Here is a 16332-nt window from a genome sequence, read left to right on the forward strand (position 1 = left end):
ATATATTTTATCAACATAACCATAGCTGAAAAACTTGGTAAACCGCGAGTGGAAAAATCAATATAGTCACTCCCATATTCCACGAACCTTTCTTACTCCCGCCGGCGAATTTTAATTTGCTGCGGAGCCTTTTTTTACAGGAGATATTATGCACCTGGCGCGTTTTCCCCGTCTTCATTTTGGCCATTTCCCGACGCCACTGGAGCCTCTCACTCAGCTTTCGCGTTTGCTGGGGGGGCCAAATATCTGGATAAAACGTGATGATTGTACCGGCCTTGCCACCGGCGGTAATAAAACCCGCAAACTTGAATTTTTGCTGGGGGATGCTCAGGAAAAAGGGGCGAACATTATTATTACCCAGGGCGCCACGCAGTCTAATCATGTGCGTCAGACCGTCGCGGCGGCGGCCAGACTGGGTCTGGAAACGCATATTTTTCTCGAACAGCGCGTCACCACGTTGGGTGATGAATATCAGCAATCCGGCAACGTGCTGCTGGATGGTTTGCTCGGCGGCAAAATTATTGCCCATTTGCCCGGCGGCACGGATATGCAGCAGGCGATGGAGCAACATGCGGAAAGCCTGCGCGCGCAGGGCCATACCCCTTACGTCATCCCTGGCGGCGGTTCGAATGCTATCGGGGCTCTGGGCTATGTAGCCTGCGCGGAAGAGTTGCTTTGGCAGTCCAGCCAGCTACGGCTGCGTATCGATCGTATCGTTCATGCCACCGGCAGCGCGGGTACGCAGGCCGGCCTGATCGCGGGCTTAAGCGCCACCAACAGCGATATTCCTCTGCTCGGGATCAGCGTTCGCGCGCCGCGCGATAAACAGGAGCAAAACGTCTGGCGCCTGGCGCAACAGACGCGGGAACTGCTCGGCGTGCCGGGTGAATTGCCGCGTGAGGCCGTGGTCGCGAACGGTGATTATGTGGGGGAAGGCTATGGCCTGCCCACCGCGGGGATGCTTGAAGCGCTGCAGCTGCTGGCGCAGCACGAGGGGATTCTGCTCGATCCCGTTTACTCCGGTAAAGGCATGGCCGGACTGATTGATCTGATCCGTAAAGGTCATTTTCGCCAGGATGAGAATGTGGTGTTTATCCATACGGGCGGAAGCGCGGGCCTGTTTGGCTATCGTCAGGTGATTGCGGACTCTTTGTCATCATGAGTAAACCTTTTCTTCTGGGGATCGTTGGCGGCATGGGGCCGCTGGCGACGCTGGATTTGATGCATAAACTGCTGCGCGCAACGCCCGCCGAAAGCGACCAGCAGCAAATTCCACATGTGGTATGGAACGTCCCGCAAATTGCCGATCGTCAACAGGCGCTGGCGGGGAAGGGGCCATCGCCGCTGCCGCAGCTGCTGCACGCGGTGGAGCAGCTGAATCGCGTGGGCGCCAGCCATATTGCGATCGCCTGTAATACCGCGCATCACTGGTATGAGGCGCTGGCGCAGCGCAGCGATGCGCCGTTGCTGCATATCGTGGACGCTACGCTGGCGGCGTTCGAGGGGAAAGAGAAACCTCGCCGGGTCGGGGTTATCGCCACTCAGGGGACGCTTGATGCCGGTTGGTTCCAGCACGGTTTCTCCGCACTGGGTATCAACAGCGTGCTGCCGACGGCAGAAGAGCTACGGCAGCTGTTTGTGCCGGGGTGCTATGCCGTGAAACGGGGCGAACTGCGTGCCGGCGGTGAGCTGCTGAGTTTGCAGGCTCAGGCACTGCGCGATCGTGGCGCAGAGAGGCTGGTGCTGGCCTGCACGGAAGTGCCGGTTGCGCTGGCGGAGGTAGCATCCCCGCATTTAGCCGTGTCGATTGACCCCGCAGAAGCGCTGGCGCAGCAGTGCGCGCACCTATGGCTGGCGCAGCGCGAGACGTGGCATTAATAACGTTATTATTTAAAGGATAAATTAAATGAAGAAAAGTCTCTGCGTATTCCTTGCAGCAGGTGGCCTGTGGGTCAATACCAGCTTTGCCGACGCGCCCGCGGAGGTCCGGGTAGCATATAGCGGCGGCTCTCAGGTGCTGATGCTGGCAAAAGCCGATGGTTCTTTGGATAAGGCATTAAACAGTAAGGTTAAATGGGTGCAATTTGCGTCCGGCGCGGATGCGTTAAATTATTTTGCCAGCAACGCGATTGATATTGCCAATTTCGGCTCCAGCCCGGCAACGGCGGGCATTGTCAGAAAGCTGCCGGTGGAGATTGTCGGCGTTTCGGGGGTGATCGCCAGCTACGAGCGTTTGATAGGTAAAGACGGCATTAGCAGTATTAAGGATATAGAGGGCAAACGGGTCGCCTATCCGCCAAACTCGACGGCGCAATATGCGCTTGAGGCCGCTATCAGCGTCAACCGGCTCGATCGCAGCAAAATAACGTTATTGCCGCTGCGTCCGGCGGAAATGGTCGCAGCCTGGAAACGCGGCGATATCGACGCGGGCTATGTCTGGGCGCCGTTTGCTCAGGAACTTGAGGCCTCCGGCGGGCATCAGGTGTTCGCGACCAAAGATCTGCAAAAGGATGGCTACCTGATTTATAACAACTACGTCGTGCGTAAAGCCTTTGCCGAGCAGTATCCGCAAACCGTCAGCGCGTTCCTGCGAGTTCATCAGGAAAAAGTTGATGAGTTTAAGGCCGACCCGGAACGTGCGGCGGCGATTGTGGCGAAAGAGGTGGGGGCGCCGGTGACGACTGCCGCGAATACGTTGGGTGGGCTGGAATACCCAACCCTGACGCAGCAGGGTACGGCGGACTGGCTTGGCAACGGAACCCATACGACCGACAGCGGTATCGGGAAAGCGCTGACAAAGACCTCTAACTTCCTGGCGGGGATTGGTGAGATCCGCAAACGTGATATCCCGGCGAACTGGGATAGCGCCATAAACTCCCGCTACATCCGTGACGCGGCGGTAGTCGCGCCATGAGATTGAGTTATCACATCGCCATCAGCGTCGTTTCGGTGTCTGTTTTCTTTATCCTCTGGCAGGTGGCGGCGATGCGGCAATGGGTGGACCCGCTGCTGCTTCCGTCGCTGCAGGAAATTGGCCTGACGACCGAAGAGCTGCTGGCCGATGGCTATCGGCAGGTGCCTTTGTGGGAGCATGTTGCGGTTAGCCTGGCTCGCGCATTAAGCGCTTTTTCCGTAGCCATTATCATCGGCATTCCCCTGGGATTACTGATGGGCTTGTCGGAAGGTCTGGCGGCGGTACTGAATCCATTTGTACAGTTTTTGCGCCCGCTGCCCAAGATCGCGCTTATTCCTCTGGCGGTCGTCTGGCTGGGGATCGGGGAGGCGTCTAAGTTCTTCCTGATTTTCATCGCCACCTTTCTGAGCGTGGTCGTGGGGGCGTCCGCTGCGGTGGAGCGTATTGGCCGTTCGCGCATTCGTGTCGCGCAAACGCTCGGCGCTTCGCGCAAACAGATTTTTCTGCGCGTGGTGTTGCCGGATGCGCTGCCAGAACTATTTACCACCGTCAGATTGTCCATCGGGATCGGCTGGACATCGCTCATCGCGGCGGAAATGGTGGCGGCAAGTTCCGGTCTCGGCTGGATGGTGATTAACGCCAGTTCTTATCTGCGAACCGATATCGTGATGCTGGGGATCCTGCTGCTCGGCGGTATCGGTTATTTACTGGATTTATTGCTGCTGGGGCTGCAGCGCTTTTTTGTGCCCTGGGCGGGGAAAGAGTAATGAGTGCTATTACATTGGAAAACGTATCGCTCGCTTTTGCGGCAAAACCGCATCCGTTTACGGTGCTGGAAGACATCAGCCTGTCGCTGGAAAAAGGGGAATTCGTGGTGCTGCTGGGGCCCTCCGGCTGTGGCAAGTCCACGATTCTGAACCTGGTCGCCGGATTCAATAAGCCGGACCGCGGGCGTGTGGCGGCAGGCGGCAAAACGGTGCGTCTGCCGGGGCCGGACCGGGGAATGATCTTCCAGCAGCCGAATTTGTTCCCCTGGCTGTCGGTACTGGAAAACGTCACATTTGGCCCACGATTGAGGAAATATCACAAATCAGAGGTCAACGCGCAGGCGCTGGAGTGGCTGGCGCGGGTAGGATTGAAAGGGTTTGAACATCATGCGCCGTGGCAGCTCTCGGGTGGGATGAAACAGCGCGTGGCGCTGGCCCGCGCCTGGCTGCCGGGGCCGGAAGCGTTGCTACTTGATGAACCGTTCGGGGCGCTGGATGCGCAAACGCGTCTGATGATGCAGGAACTCTTGCGCGATGCCTGGCTTAATACCGGCACCACGCTGTTGTTTGTGACTCACGACGTCGAAGAGGCGCTGTTCCTTGCCGATCGTATTCTGATTATGTCGGCGAAGCCCGGAAAAATCGTCGAGGAGATCGTCCTGCCTTTTGGCCGGGAGCGCGATATCGAGACGCTGTCTGAACACCCGGCCTATAGCGGGATCAAACATCATGTACTGCACCGGGTACGTCAGGAGGCTAAGCGACACTTAGGATGAAAACGGCGCGCTCGTGTCTCTAATTTGCTGAATGTAATGCGTAATTATCGCTTTTTGCTCGTAAGGAAGAGTAACGCCTGCCGGTGCGTAATCCGGTGCTTCTGGCAACGCCGGAGGGACTCAATCAGAGCGGAGCCATCAAGATACTAAAGAAGACGTGAACCGCCTGGATTAAACAGCTGGTACAGGGCATGAGAATCGGAAACTTTGAAGGGTTTAGCGGATGGTTTTAAGCTGCGGATTTTTGCGTCGTTAAGAGAAATTTGGTGGACGTTTGGTTATCGAACCAGTCTGATCTCAAATATGGCCACCAGATTTTCCCGATGCTGAGGGAAATGGAAACACATTGGGAAGACTTTTCACGCTGGCTTATTGGAGCTGAATCACATAGGGATTCGCAAAGCGGCATGAAAACAAGAATTTGGCTCCTCTGACTGGACTCGAACCAGTGACATACGGATTAACAGTCCGCCGTTCTACCGACTGAACTACAGAGGAATCGTTTGAACGAGGCGCATACTACTGGCCCCGCATTTTTGTGTCAATACTAAATTTAACTAGCTGATTCAGATGGCTAAATTTAGCTCAGCTCGTTGTTTTAGTGCACAATTCGCGTGTCGTCCGCGTCCTGCTCTTCATTATCACGTAATCTTTGCAGCGGGTCCTGGCGGTAAAAGTGGCAGAAACGTTGCCAAAGCGCCGGAAAACGTGGGGCGAAGAGTTCTGGTGCGCTAAAGAAATATTCTGACAGGACGGCAAAACACTCCGCCGGGTCGGTTGCGGCGTAGGCATCAATACTGGCGGCGCTCTCGCCGACCAGGTCAATCTCATCCTGAATGTTGTTCATGGCCGCATGGAGATCGTGTTCCCAGCCGGCAACCTCGCGTAAGGGTATTAGCGGTACGCCGCTGGCGCGATCGCCGTTACGGGTATCAAGCTTGTGCGCCACTTCGTGTACTACGAGGTTAAAACCAGATGCGTCGAAAGAGTCCTGAATATCCAGCCAGTTAAGAATAATGGGCCCCTGCTGCCAGCTTTGTCCTGATTGCACGACCCGCTGGTTATGCACCAGGCCAATGTCATCTTCCCACTCATCATCAACGACGAACGGGGCAGGGTAGATAAGCACCTCGTGGAAACCGTCCAACCACTCAATACCGAGCTCGAGAACCGGCAGGCAAAACAGCATCGCGATGCGCGCGCTTTGTAGCGGACTCAGCTCCAGCCCCTGTAGGGCAACCAGGCGTTTTTGCTGCAGAAAGCGCGCCGCCATCTGCACAAGCTGCTGCTGCTCCTGTGTGGACAGGTTGGCTAAAACAGGAATGGCAAGCGCCTGTTCCCACGGAATTCCCGCACTGTCGGACTCTTCATTTGCTTTCCAGGGCCATTTAAACATCACATTGCTCGCAAAGTCGTCACTTGAACATAATTAAAGAGACAGGAACTATTAAAATGCCAAAGAACCTGGCATTATAGCAACCTCAACAGCGGAGAGATGCCGGAGCGGCTGAACGGACTAGTCTCGAAAACTAGAGTAGGGGCAACTCTACCGGGGGTTCAAATCCCCCTCTCTCCGCCACTTCATCTTTCCATCTATCTGATTCGAAATCCTTTAATTAAATTCCTGTTGTTCAGTATACCGTTACGTATGCCATCTGATGCCGGCTCTCGCTGGACGGGATTGAACGCTTCTCACGCCCTCATAAGCTATCACTTAGCGATTGCTCAAGGTAGCAGTTTGCCAGTATCTCCTTCATTTTGTGAGCTAAGTCGTGTGATGCAGCCTGTGGTTGCGCCCATTTAAAAATGAGCCACTGCCGGCGATTGCGCCTTAGGTTATCTCTGAATCTGGTATCGGTCAGCCGCTAACAAAAAAGCCCGCACGAGGCGGGCTTAGGTTGGTGAAATAGCATCAGAACTGATAGTTGATACCGACCGCGAACTGATTGTCAGTCGCCGCACCGGTGACAATGCTGTCTTCCTCATCGAGAAGATTGAATTTATAGGCGGTGTAGACGTTGAAGTTTTTGTTGAAGTAGTACCAGGTACCCAGCTCAACATAGTTCATGATCTCTGCATTGCCGTGCCTGTTGTTGCCGAGATCCTGACCTTTCGCGAAGACGTAGCCCAGGGAAGGGCGCAGACCGAAATCGAGCTGGTACTGAACGACGGCTTCAACGCTCTGCGTTTTATTGGCGATGATGCTATTTTCCATCGGGAGCATATTGCGTGATTCGGCATACATAACGGCCGTATACAGGCTATTGGCATCATACTTCGCCGCGATGCTCCAGACTTCCGCCGTTTCGCCTTTGCCGTCGGCAGTCTGTTCGTCAGTACGGTCGGAATTACCGTAGGCGGCGGCAAAACCAAATCCGTCGAGGCTGTAGTCAACGGACATGCTGTAACCGTCGCCGTTTGCTTTCAGACGATCGCGGTTGGTATTTTTACCCTGGTACTGGAGAGCAAAGTTCAGCCCATCGGACAGGCCAAAAAAGTCAGTATTGCGATATGTAGCAACGCCGTTGGCACGGCCGGTCATAAAGTTATCGGTATGCACCAGACCGTCGCCGCCCCACTCAACCAGCATATCGGTGTAGCCCGCTGCGTCGTATACCGCCCCGTAGTTACGGCCATAATCAAATGAACCGTAGTTGGCGTATTTTAAACCGGCAAATGCCAGACGGGTCGCGCTGCCCTGGTCGCCTTCTGGCCGGTTAGCTTTCATATTGTACTCAAACTGACCGTAGCCGGTCAGGTCGTTGTTGATCTGCGTTTCACCCTTAACGCCGAACCGCGCATAGGAGGTATCTTCAGAGTTGCGATTGCCTTCGTCGGTATCGGTCATAATATGCTCGCCGACCATTTTGCCGTAGAAATCGACTTTATTACCGCTCTTATTATAGATTTCCGCTGCGCTAGCGGCCCCAGAAATTAATAAGGACGGCACCAGAATTGCCAGTACTTTTCTTTTCATTATATATTCCCTTTTATTTATAATTAATGTGAATGTCAAAGAGTCGTGCTCGATGCAAAATAAATACTATCTGCGAAGGTTCATTTTTATTTAAATTAAAAATGTAAGTAAATTATATGTAATATTACAAAATGTTTCATTTTGGTTCTTTATATTAATATTCTATAGGTTATAAGTGAGCTATTATTTTGGTTTATTGTCTTTTATAACAATGAATTATTGATGGTGGTTGTGAATTCATGCTCGTTATAAAATTTATGGTGTTTATGGTTTAGCGTCTCAGGTATGTTCTGGCGATAAATATCCTTCTTCTACGATCGGGAATTTCGAAAAATAACCGCTAACGGAGGAATATAAAGTCGGTTGTTCAGGGAAATAATATAGCGGGGGGAGTGTAGGACATATTATCTATCGGGAGCAGGCGAGAGGCTGCGCAGGAGGCATCGATTCGTCGATGAAAATCCCCGGACGTTGCGGATGCCTGATGGCAAACTTCGCTGTATAATGTGACTAAAATCACATTTTTATTGCAAGTGACGTTTCGTTACTGAGGAAGGAGAGCGGTTAAATGGAAGAGAAAGCGAAACGGAGTCTCGGTGGGAAGCTGGCGCTATGGGCTTTTTACGCCTTTTGCGGTTATTTCCTGTGGGCAATGGCGCGCTACTGGTGGGTCGTCGGGCACATTCAAAGTATGCCCGGAGTGGGTATTGACGGGGATCTGGGTTCGACGACGGGTAAATGGCTGGGCGCGCTGCTGGGTTTTCTTGTCCTGGGTATCGTCGGGTTAATCCTTGGGGCTATCGCCTGGTATACGCGGCCTGATGGCAGGAGATATGAACATCAGGATTAAAGTTGCTATGATCGCAACCTACCTTCTCTCAAAGGAAAGCGCATGGAACTGGTTGACTGGCAGCAACGATTTGAAACCTGGCTGATAGGCCATCACTCGCAGGGCGACTCCGCTCACGACATCTCACATTTTCGTCGCGTGTGGAGCACCGCTCAACGGCTGGCCGCCAACCGGCAGGTTGACCGTTTGGTGATCCTGACCGCCTGCTACTTTCATGACATTGTGAGCCTGGCGAAAAACCACCCCGAACGCAGCCGCTCATCGGTGATGGCGGCGAAAAAGACGCAGAGCATTCTGCAGTCGTCATTTGCCGATTTTCCCGTCGACCGCTATCCGGCCGTGCTGCACGCCATCGAGGCGCATAGCTTCAGCGCCGGTATTCCTCCCCTGAGCGAAGAGGCGAAGATTGTCCAGGATGCCGACCGGCTTGAGTCCCTGGGGGCGATTGGCCTGGCACGCGTTTTCGCGGTTTCCGGCGCGCTGAATAATATCCTGTTTGATGCTGACGATCCTTTTGCCGACAGGCGTAAGCTGGACGATCGTACCTATGCGCTGGACCATTTTCAGTGCAAGCTGCTGAGGCTGCCAAAAACGATGCAAACCGATGAAGGGAGAGCGATGGCGGAACACAACGCCCGCTTCCTCGTGCAGTTTATGGCGAAGCTCAGTTCGGAGCTGCAGGGCGACCCCATCGCGCTGGATGAAGCGGTTTTGCGTCGCTTTGACCCACAGGCTTAAAACTGCCTGTGCTATGTGTGATATCTGCGCTCAACCCGCCCTTGGCCTGAGGGTAAACTCATGACCCACTTTTTTATCCAACCCCGGCTTCCGCTGCCCGGGCTACCCCTTCCTTCAATGCTGACAGAGATGAAGGGAAAGGAAAAACAGTGGATCAATAAAGTCCCAAAATGAAAAAACGCCCCTTCGTTCGAAGGTGCGTTTTTTTAACGCTCAGACAGTCCCGAATATGGGCACTAAACTTCTCTATCCTCATATTAACTAAATAACTCCCGGATCTGTTATATCCGGGAGTTATTCCATTACTGTTGGATACCTTCAACCGAGATAATAAGCTCCACATCTTGTGATGCCGGCCCGAGGTCGCTTTTAATATTGAAGTCTTTGAGGTGAATGTTGCCTGTAGCCTCAAATCCAGCACGTTTGCCGCCCCATGGGTCATCGCCCTGACCAATAAGTTTCGCGTCCAGAACAACAGGACGGGTAACGCCATTCAGTGTCAAATCACCGGTGATATCAAGCTTTTCACCATTCTTTTTGACTGCCGTAGATACAAACGTCGCTTCAGGGAACTTGGCTGTATTGAGGAAATCAGCACTTCTCAGGTGTTTGTCACGTTCAGCGTGATTGGTATCAAGGCTATTGGTAGCGATTTTTACATTAACCTTATCAGCCGATGGATTACTTTTGTCATAGGTGAAAGTGCCATCGAAGTCTTTAAATGTCCCGTACAACCAGCTGTAACCAAGATGTTTAATTTTGAAGTTTACAAATGCATGTTGGCCTTCTTTATCAATTTTATAATCAGCAGCTAAAGCTGATCCTGAAATGAACATCGCGGTAAACAGAGAAAGTCCCAGCAAGCGTTTCTTCATTTTTTAACCTCAGGGTGTGAAGACGTTTTACCCAGCATTCTGAGTAGCGTTTCGTCTTTATCAATAAAATGGTGTTTAAACGCTATGAGTCCATGAAGAATAGATACAATGACAACTCCCCATGCTACCCATAGGTGTAATACGCCGGCAATGTCGGCCTGTATCGCAGCATCCGATACGATCGCCGGTACACTAAACCAGTCAAAGACGGTTATAGATTTGCCATCAGCTGTAGATATGAGATACCCGCTAATGACGATAGTGAAAAGTGCCAGATAAAGTAATGAATGAACGAATCCAGCAGCGACACGCGTTAACTTAGAATAACTTTTTAACGCAGGAGGGGGTGGGGATATAAACCGCCACAAAATACGAATTATGAGCCCCATCATTAAAAGAATACCAATTCCCTTATGGATTCCTGGGGCCCTATGGTACCAGGTATCATAATATCCTAATGTAACCATCCACAACCCGAGTGCGAACATCGCATACACCACGACGGCCGTTAGCCAGTGCAGCGTCATGGATATAAAACCATAATTTGATTGTGAGTTTACCAGACGCATTTTCAAAACGCTCGATTATGTAACAAAAAAAGTACAATGACTTTGTTTCATTAATTAATCAATCATTAAGTTAAAATTAATCTTGATTTTAACTCTGATTCAAATTTATTGTTCAAAACTCCTTTTTTTCTACAAATATTCAGCGGCAAGCTAAATTGAATGCATTTATTTATGTAAATGAGGTTTACATAAATTCAAAAAAATATTCATTTCTTTATTTTAAAAATAGAGAATCTTATAACCGATCGCATTAGTCCGGATGGTTGATACGATGGACTTTGGTTGAGTTATAGTTAGCGCCGGGTTTATCCCAATATATCCATTGAGGACGATGCGGCACTAATCCGCAAAATACTTTGCTCAAGCCGCGGCATCACCTGTCGCAAACTCATTTCAGATCGGCTATCAGGATTTCATGACGCTGGCGTACCCAGATACGCTAAGGGATTCCATACTTGTACTGGAAAGGCTGCTCCGGACAAACCCGACTGAGATAATGACAAATATGGCCGGCTCCAGCGATCCGATCTTCGGTCTTTTGTGGTTGCCAGGCTATCAGTTTTCTCTCCGTCTGGCTGATGCAGGAGCTACTGTATTCTGGCGTGTGGATAAATATGTCGATTATGGCGTGCTGAAGGATATCACCCGTCATGCAATGGCGCGAGCGAGCGGCCACGGACCGCGCGCAGAGATCGGAAAACGGTATTGTGAATGGCAGGAAGATCGACTGGGTTCAGCAGAGCTGGTTACTAACGCCGGGGTACTGTGGAACACGCTTTATATGCAGGAAGCCGTGAGCTGGATGCGCAGTAATGATGAAGAAATCGGGGATGAGAATATCGCCCGGTTATCCCTACTGATGCAGAGGTATATACGTCCACGCTGGCGGAGGATATTCTGAAGGGAGAATTGAGAACATTAAATTTCTATTTAAACAATCAATTATCTGCTTTGCTTACGTTTCACAATCTATCCGGGCTGTATAAAGAACCGGCTTTTCTGCCTCAGGAGCGAGCTGGGCGTGACGCCAAATGCTTTCCGGAATGCATGACTGAAGTGAGTGAAATCAGAGAATCCGTAGTCAAGGGCAGCCTCAGATACGCTGCATACTCGCCCTTGTTCTAGCGCATCGCGGCTGGCCAAAAGCCGTTCCTGCCAGATAACGGCTGCTGGCGTTTTCTGATGCCGGGCAAAAGTCCGGGTCACGGTGCGTACTGACACGTGGTGAGCGAGAGCAATATTCTCAACGCTTAGCTCAGGATTAGTTAGATTTCTGCTGATATAGCTTCTCATTTTTGCATATAAATCGCGTTCTGAAGCCACGTTATGGTGATCCTGAAGCTCCAGGCTCAGTATCAGCAGATCCAGCATCGTTTGTGAAAAGCGACTGGCCACATCCGAATTGTTGACCAGAACGGGCGTATTCGCTGCCTGGCAAATCATCTCACGCAGCGGAATAACGCCCGGACGGGTATCATCAAGGACCGTGGCGGTCAGGGCGTCGCTGGCAGGCACTTTTCCTGCCAGCAGATGTCGGGGGATCCGTATGAGATGGTTATTTTTGCCCCCGATGCTGAAGCGAAAAGTCTGTGCCGCATCATAAAGAACCAGGTCATTAGACGCCAGGCATGCCTTTCGTCCCCCCTGTTCCAGCTGTCCGTATCCCCCCTGAATATAACCGAGCCACAAATCATCGTCCGGTCCCGTTCGCAGATGTCGTGATTTTCGCTCCCAGTGGTGAAGCGTTGAAGTGAGAGTGCAGACATCCACCAGACCCACTTCACGCACGGCCAGTTCACCGTCAAACCTGCCGTCAGCAAGCGGTTTGCCATCTGAAGGAATGCAGTGACGAAGAATAACATCATTCCAGTATTCGAAACGGTGATGCACTGAAACATGTTCGGTGGAATAGCGTATATCCCGGGAGGCGGAATGACTGTTCACGGCGACACCTCATATCAGAATGAATTGTTTCAAACTGAAAGCAATATTTGCGCCATGACTGTTTTGCGAGAGATTTCAGAGAGAATTGATGTATTCAGATACGCCAAACGACGGGGGGCGCACTATTAACGGGCAGTGCTGCACTGTTTCTTTTCATCACGAGTCCCCCCTGATTTATAAATATCAGGGGTGTCCCTCCCAGCCAGACGATTGTCCGGTTGAGCCAGGTATCCGGCAGATTTCTCCTTAGTATCAATGGTGAATTAACCCATCGCTGAAACTATTTACCGGGAGTCTTTATGGAATCTGCCATTGATAAACACCTGAAATGCCCGCGAACGCTTTCCCGCCGGGTTCATGACGATTATCAGCCACCGTTCCCGATGTTTGCCGGACGGGCCGGTAGCGATCTGACGCAGGTCGTTATGGCCTATCTGGGCGTGCAGTTTCGGGAGGAAAAGCGTGAGAACGCTGTCCGGGCAATGCAGCACATTGTGTCGACCTTCAGCCTGAGCGACGGGCCGGGTAATCATGATATCTCTTTTCATACCGACAACCAGGGCTACGGTAATTTTATCGTAGTGGGGTACTGGCGGGATCCGGCTGCGTACTGCCGCTGGGTCCGTCAGCCGGAGCTCGATCACTGGTGGTCTTCTGATGAACGTCTGCAGGATGACGTCGGTTATTTCCGGGAAGTTATTGCCCCGCGGGCGGAGCAGTTTGAGACGCTGTATGCCTTTAAAGAAGATCTGCCGGGCGTCGGCGCGGTAATGGACAAGATCAGCGGAGAGATTCAGGAGCACGGCTACTGGGGATCCGTGCGTGACCGTATTCCGGCCTCTCAGAATGACTGGCTGCAGCCTGACGATGGACTGCGCATTATTTCGGGCGATCCTGATGCCGGCGGCAGGGTGGTGGTGCAGGGCCATGACAACATCGCGCTTATCCGTTCAGGGCAGGACTGGATGGCGGCGGATGAGCAGGAGCGTCAGCTTTACTTCACAGAGATGCTCCCTCCTTTGCAGGCTGGTATGGATTTTCTGAGGGATGAAGGTCAGACGCTCGGCTGCTACAGCAACCGCTTTGTCCGCAACGTGGATATCAACGGAAATCTGCTGGATATTGCCTACGATATCGGCTTCTGGCGTTCACTGGACCGGCTTGAGCGCTGGGCTGAATCGCACCCCACGCATCTTCGCATCTTCACCACGTTTTTCCGGGTGGTAACCGGTCTGCAGAAACTGCGGCTTTACCACGAGGTTTCCGTTTCAGACGTCCGCTTTCAGACCTTCGAGTACATCAACTGCCATCCTATGACCGGGATGCTGCGTGACGCTCAACGCTGAACAACATCGCTATCCATCAACAATTCTCCGGGGGATTACTTTATGCACGCATTACGCTTTTTCCTGCCTGCCATATTGCTTGGTTCTGTGCCAGCGCTCGCCGTTGAAGTCGCGCCTGGCGACTACAGTCAATTTCCCGACGGCACCACGGTGGGGCTGCTTTATTATCAGCACGCCTCAACCGGCTCAGCGCACTCCCGCGGTGACAAAGTCAGCTCTGATTACAACCTGACTTCTGATATCGGCATGTTGCGTCTGCTGCATACCGTACAGATTTCTGAGTCAGCAACGCTGGACCCGCAGTTTCTGTTGCCTTTCGGGCGGATATCTGGCGGCGGCGATGCGGCTTCCCTCGGCTCAGCCAATGGTACCAGCGATCTGATCCTTACCGTACCTTTGAAGGTCAAACTCAACGCAGGAGGCGACATTTTTGGCTTTGCTCCTTATCTCTATGTGCCCAGCGGCAGCTATGACCACAACGATGCGCTGAATCTGGGAGAGAACCGCTGGAAGGTCGACCTGCAGGCGGCCTGGGTGAAATATTTCACTGAAAAGTGGGCGCTGGACGTGGTCGGTGATGCCATCTGGTACGGTGACAATAACGATTATGGGCCTGGTTCATCCCGCCTTCAGCAGGATAACGCGTGGGCAGCCCAGATTATGGGACGTTATATGCCTGATCCTACACTGGCGTTCGGTCTGGGTTTCGGTCAGACCTGGGGCGGTGAAACAACTGTTGACGGTGAAAATCAGGATAATCCGGCGCAGACCACCAACGTCCGTATCACAGCAACCAAATTTGTGACCCCTCGCGATCAGTTCCAGATACAGCTGGGAAGGGATCTGCGCGTTGAAAACGGCGCGGAAGAGAATTTCCGGTTGAATCTCCGCTATGCACGCGTTTTCTGACGCTGTCCTTTGTGACCAGGTCACTGTCCGTCTCAGCCAGGTAGAGGCAGTGCCGGTGCGTTATGTTCAGAACAGGATTCAGTCAGTCATTTTTCATGTAAGGAATAAATATGTCCATTGAACGTCCCAATGCCAGTCAGTTGCAGCAGCTTGCACGCGAGCTTCATCTGCAGATTTCTGAGAGCGAAGCGGCAGAATATCTTGCCCTTATGCAGCCAAATCTCGATGCCTATGACCTGATTGAGGAGCTACAGGATGAAATCCCACAGGTTGAATATCCGCGTGAAAAAGGATACCGCCCGGAGGGCGAAGAAAATCAGCTGAATGCCTGGTATTACAAAAGCGAAGTGCAGGGGGCTCCAGAAGGCCGGCTCGTCGGGAAAACCGTGGTGCTGAAGGATAATATTTCCCTGGCCGGCGTCCCGATGATGAACGGCGCCGCTTCGCTTGAGGGGCATGTACCTGCTTTTGACGCCACCGTAGTAACGCGCCTCCTTGAGGCCGGCGCCACCATTGTGGGGAAAGCCACCTGCGAACATTTCTGCCTCTCCGGGGGCAGCCACACGTCAGACCCCGCTCCGGTACATAATCCCTGGCGCAGGGGGTACAGCGCCGGCGGTTCTTCATCGGGCAGTGCAGCGCTGGTCGCCGCCGGGGAAGTGGATATGGCGATAGGCTGTGATCAGGGAGGCTCCATCCGTATTCCGTCCGCTTTCTGCGGCGCTTACGGCATGAAGCCTACTCACGGCCTGGTTCCCTATACCGGCATTATGCCGATTGAAGCCACCCTCGATCATGCCGGACCGATTACCGCGAATGTGAAGGACAATGCCCTGATGCTGGAGGTCATGGCCGGACCGGACGGGCTTGACCCGCGCCAGTACACCTCGCGTGGCGGAAACTATACCGCTGCGCTTGATAAAGGGGTCAGCGGGCTGAAAATCGGGGTGGTAACGGAAGGATTCCAGCTACCCAATCTCCAGCCTCAGCTTGCTGAAAAGGTCCGTAATGCCGTTGCGCGGCTGGAAAGTCTTGGCGCATCCGCCCGGGAAGTATCAGTGCCCGGTCATCTGCTTGCCGCCGCGCTGTGGTCGCCTATTGGTTGCGAAGGACTCACCATGCAGATGATGCATGGCAACGGTATGGGATTTAACTGGGAAGGGCTCTACGACGTCCCCCTGCTGGACAAACATGCTGCCTGGCGCGACAGCGCAGACACGCTTTCTCCCTCGCTCAAAATCTGCATGCTCATCGGCCAGTATGGCCTGACGCGCTATAACGGCCGTTATTACGCGAAGGCACAGAATCTGGCCCGCCGGGCACGGGCAGACTATGACCGCGCGTTCGGTGATTTCGATCTGCTGGTCATGCCGACCGTCCCGGTGACGGCCCAGCCGCTGCCACAACCGGGCAGTTCAATTACCGAGTATATCTCCAGGGCATTCGAGATGATTGGCAACACGGCTGCGCTAGACGTGACGGGTCATCCAGCCATGTCTGTGCCCTGCGGGCTGGTTGACGGGTTGCCGGTCGGCATGATGCTGATTGGGCGCCATTACGCCGAAAGCACTATCTATCAGGCCGCCGCCGCGTTTGAAGCGAGCGGTAACTGGCAGGAGATGTAGCCGTTAACAGCCCGTATGCTCAGGGTGAAACCGCCGGACCAA

16 protein-coding genes and 2 tRNA genes are annotated in these 16332 nt (G+C 52.9%); 12 read left to right on the forward strand and 6 right to left on the reverse strand.

Annotated elements, in window-relative coordinates:
- The first annotated feature begins 148 nt into the window (after positions 1–148).
- The 5 genes from NWP14_RS00440 to NWP14_RS00460 are packed head-to-tail and all read left to right on the forward strand — an operon-like array spanning position 149 to position 4457.
- Positions 149–1162 carry a D-cysteine desulfhydrase gene (locus tag NWP14_RS00440; protein WP_095101301.1) on the forward strand — a complete coding sequence of 338 codons (1014 nt, stop codon included), beginning with the start codon at positions 149–151 and terminating at the stop codon, positions 1160–1162.
- Positions 1159–1878 (forward strand): aspartate/glutamate racemase family protein, encoded by a 720-nt coding sequence (locus NWP14_RS00445; RefSeq protein ID WP_346431156.1) that lies wholly within the window; start codon positions 1159–1161, stop codon positions 1876–1878. The genes NWP14_RS00440 and NWP14_RS00445 overlap by 4 nt, the downstream gene beginning before the upstream one ends.
- Before the next feature lie 28 nt (positions 1879–1906).
- Positions 1907–2914 carry a glycine betaine ABC transporter substrate-binding protein gene (locus tag NWP14_RS00450; protein ID WP_095101305.1) on the forward strand — a complete coding sequence of 336 codons (1008 nt, stop codon included), beginning with the start codon at positions 1907–1909 and terminating at the stop codon, positions 2912–2914.
- A complete protein-coding gene (locus tag NWP14_RS00455; RefSeq protein WP_095101307.1) occupies positions 2911–3681 on the forward strand; it encodes an ABC transporter permease in 771 nt (256 codons plus the stop codon). Before NWP14_RS00450 ends, NWP14_RS00455 begins: the two co-directional genes overlap by 4 nt.
- Entirely contained in the window at positions 3681–4457 is a 777-nt protein-coding gene (locus tag NWP14_RS00460) for an ABC transporter ATP-binding protein (RefSeq protein ID WP_375214564.1), read from the forward strand. Before NWP14_RS00455 ends, NWP14_RS00460 begins: the two co-directional genes overlap by 1 nt.
- Before the next feature lie 422 nt (positions 4458–4879).
- On the opposite strand, the gene NWP14_RS00465 is transcribed toward NWP14_RS00460, so the two are convergent.
- Both NWP14_RS00465 and mtfA read right to left on the reverse strand, forming a co-directional pair.
- Positions 4880–4955 (reverse strand) — tRNA-Asn (locus NWP14_RS00465).
- 100 nt (positions 4956–5055) lie between these two features.
- Complete coding sequence (gene mtfA / locus NWP14_RS00470) at positions 5056–5856, reverse strand: DgsA anti-repressor MtfA (RefSeq protein ID WP_375214565.1); 801 nt, start codon at positions 5854–5856, stop codon at positions 5056–5058.
- Positions 5857–5946: 90 nt separating this feature from the next.
- On the opposite strand from mtfA, the gene NWP14_RS00475 reads away from it, so the two are divergent.
- Positions 5947–6036: transfer RNA gene (locus tag NWP14_RS00475), tRNA-Ser, on the forward strand.
- A gap of 333 nt (positions 6037–6369) precedes the next feature.
- On the opposite strand, the gene NWP14_RS00480 is transcribed toward NWP14_RS00475, so the two are convergent.
- Positions 6370–7434 (reverse strand): porin, encoded by a 1065-nt coding sequence (locus NWP14_RS00480; RefSeq protein WP_375214566.1) that lies wholly within the window; start codon positions 7432–7434, stop codon positions 6370–6372.
- A gap of 568 nt (positions 7435–8002) precedes the next feature.
- Between NWP14_RS00480 and drpB the strand changes: the two genes are divergently transcribed.
- Positions 8003–8284 carry a cell division protein DrpB gene (gene drpB / locus NWP14_RS00485; RefSeq protein ID WP_331834463.1) on the forward strand — a complete coding sequence of 94 codons (282 nt, stop codon included), beginning with the start codon at positions 8003–8005 and terminating at the stop codon, positions 8282–8284.
- Between the two features lie 42 nt (positions 8285–8326).
- Positions 8327–9022 carry a phosphohydrolase gene (locus NWP14_RS00490; RefSeq protein WP_095101513.1) on the forward strand — a complete coding sequence of 232 codons (696 nt, stop codon included), beginning with the start codon at positions 8327–8329 and terminating at the stop codon, positions 9020–9022.
- Between the two features lie 302 nt (positions 9023–9324).
- Here the strand turns inward: NWP14_RS00490 and NWP14_RS00495 are convergent, their stop codons facing one another.
- Positions 9325–9897, reverse strand: coding sequence for a YceI family protein (locus NWP14_RS00495; protein WP_331834462.1), 573 nt, complete (start codon positions 9895–9897; stop codon positions 9325–9327).
- Positions 9894–10466, reverse strand: coding sequence for a cytochrome b (locus tag NWP14_RS00500; protein ID WP_375215082.1), 573 nt, complete (start codon positions 10464–10466; stop codon positions 9894–9896). Before NWP14_RS00500 ends, NWP14_RS00495 begins: the two co-directional genes overlap by 4 nt.
- A gap of 397 nt (positions 10467–10863) precedes the next feature.
- Between NWP14_RS00500 and NWP14_RS00505 the strand changes: the two genes are divergently transcribed.
- The gene (locus tag NWP14_RS00505) at positions 10864–11367 is read left to right on the forward strand and encodes a Tn3 family transposase (protein WP_375215083.1); all 504 of its coding nucleotides are present in this window, start codon (positions 10864–10866) and stop codon (positions 11365–11367) included.
- A 68-nt stretch (positions 11368–11435) separates the two neighbouring features.
- Here the strand turns inward: NWP14_RS00505 and NWP14_RS00510 are convergent, their stop codons facing one another.
- On the reverse strand, positions 11436–12410 hold the full coding sequence (locus tag NWP14_RS00510) for a helix-turn-helix domain-containing protein (protein ID WP_095101522.1): 975 nt from the start codon (positions 12408–12410) through the stop codon (positions 11436–11438).
- Positions 12411–12709: 299 nt separating this feature from the next.
- Here NWP14_RS00510 and NWP14_RS00515 point away from each other — a divergent pair, with 299 nt between their 5' ends.
- The 3 genes from NWP14_RS00515 (at position 12710) to NWP14_RS00525 (ending at position 16290) form a co-directional block, all read left to right on the forward strand.
- Positions 12710–13756, forward strand: coding sequence for a phenylacetaldoxime dehydratase family protein (locus NWP14_RS00515; protein WP_346431158.1), 1047 nt, complete (start codon positions 12710–12712; stop codon positions 13754–13756).
- Between the two features lie 42 nt (positions 13757–13798).
- Positions 13799–14665, forward strand: a complete 867-nt coding sequence (locus NWP14_RS00520) for a transporter (protein ID WP_095101526.1) — start codon at positions 13799–13801, stop codon at positions 14663–14665.
- A gap of 110 nt (positions 14666–14775) precedes the next feature.
- On the forward strand, positions 14776–16290 hold the full coding sequence (locus NWP14_RS00525) for an amidase (protein ID WP_375214567.1): 1515 nt from the start codon (positions 14776–14778) through the stop codon (positions 16288–16290).
- The last annotated feature ends 42 nt before the right edge of the window (positions 16291–16332 follow it).

This window comes from Klebsiella sp. C349492 (assembly GCF_042055345.1).
Lineage (GTDB): Bacteria > Pseudomonadota > Gammaproteobacteria > Enterobacterales > Enterobacteriaceae > Klebsiella > Klebsiella scottii.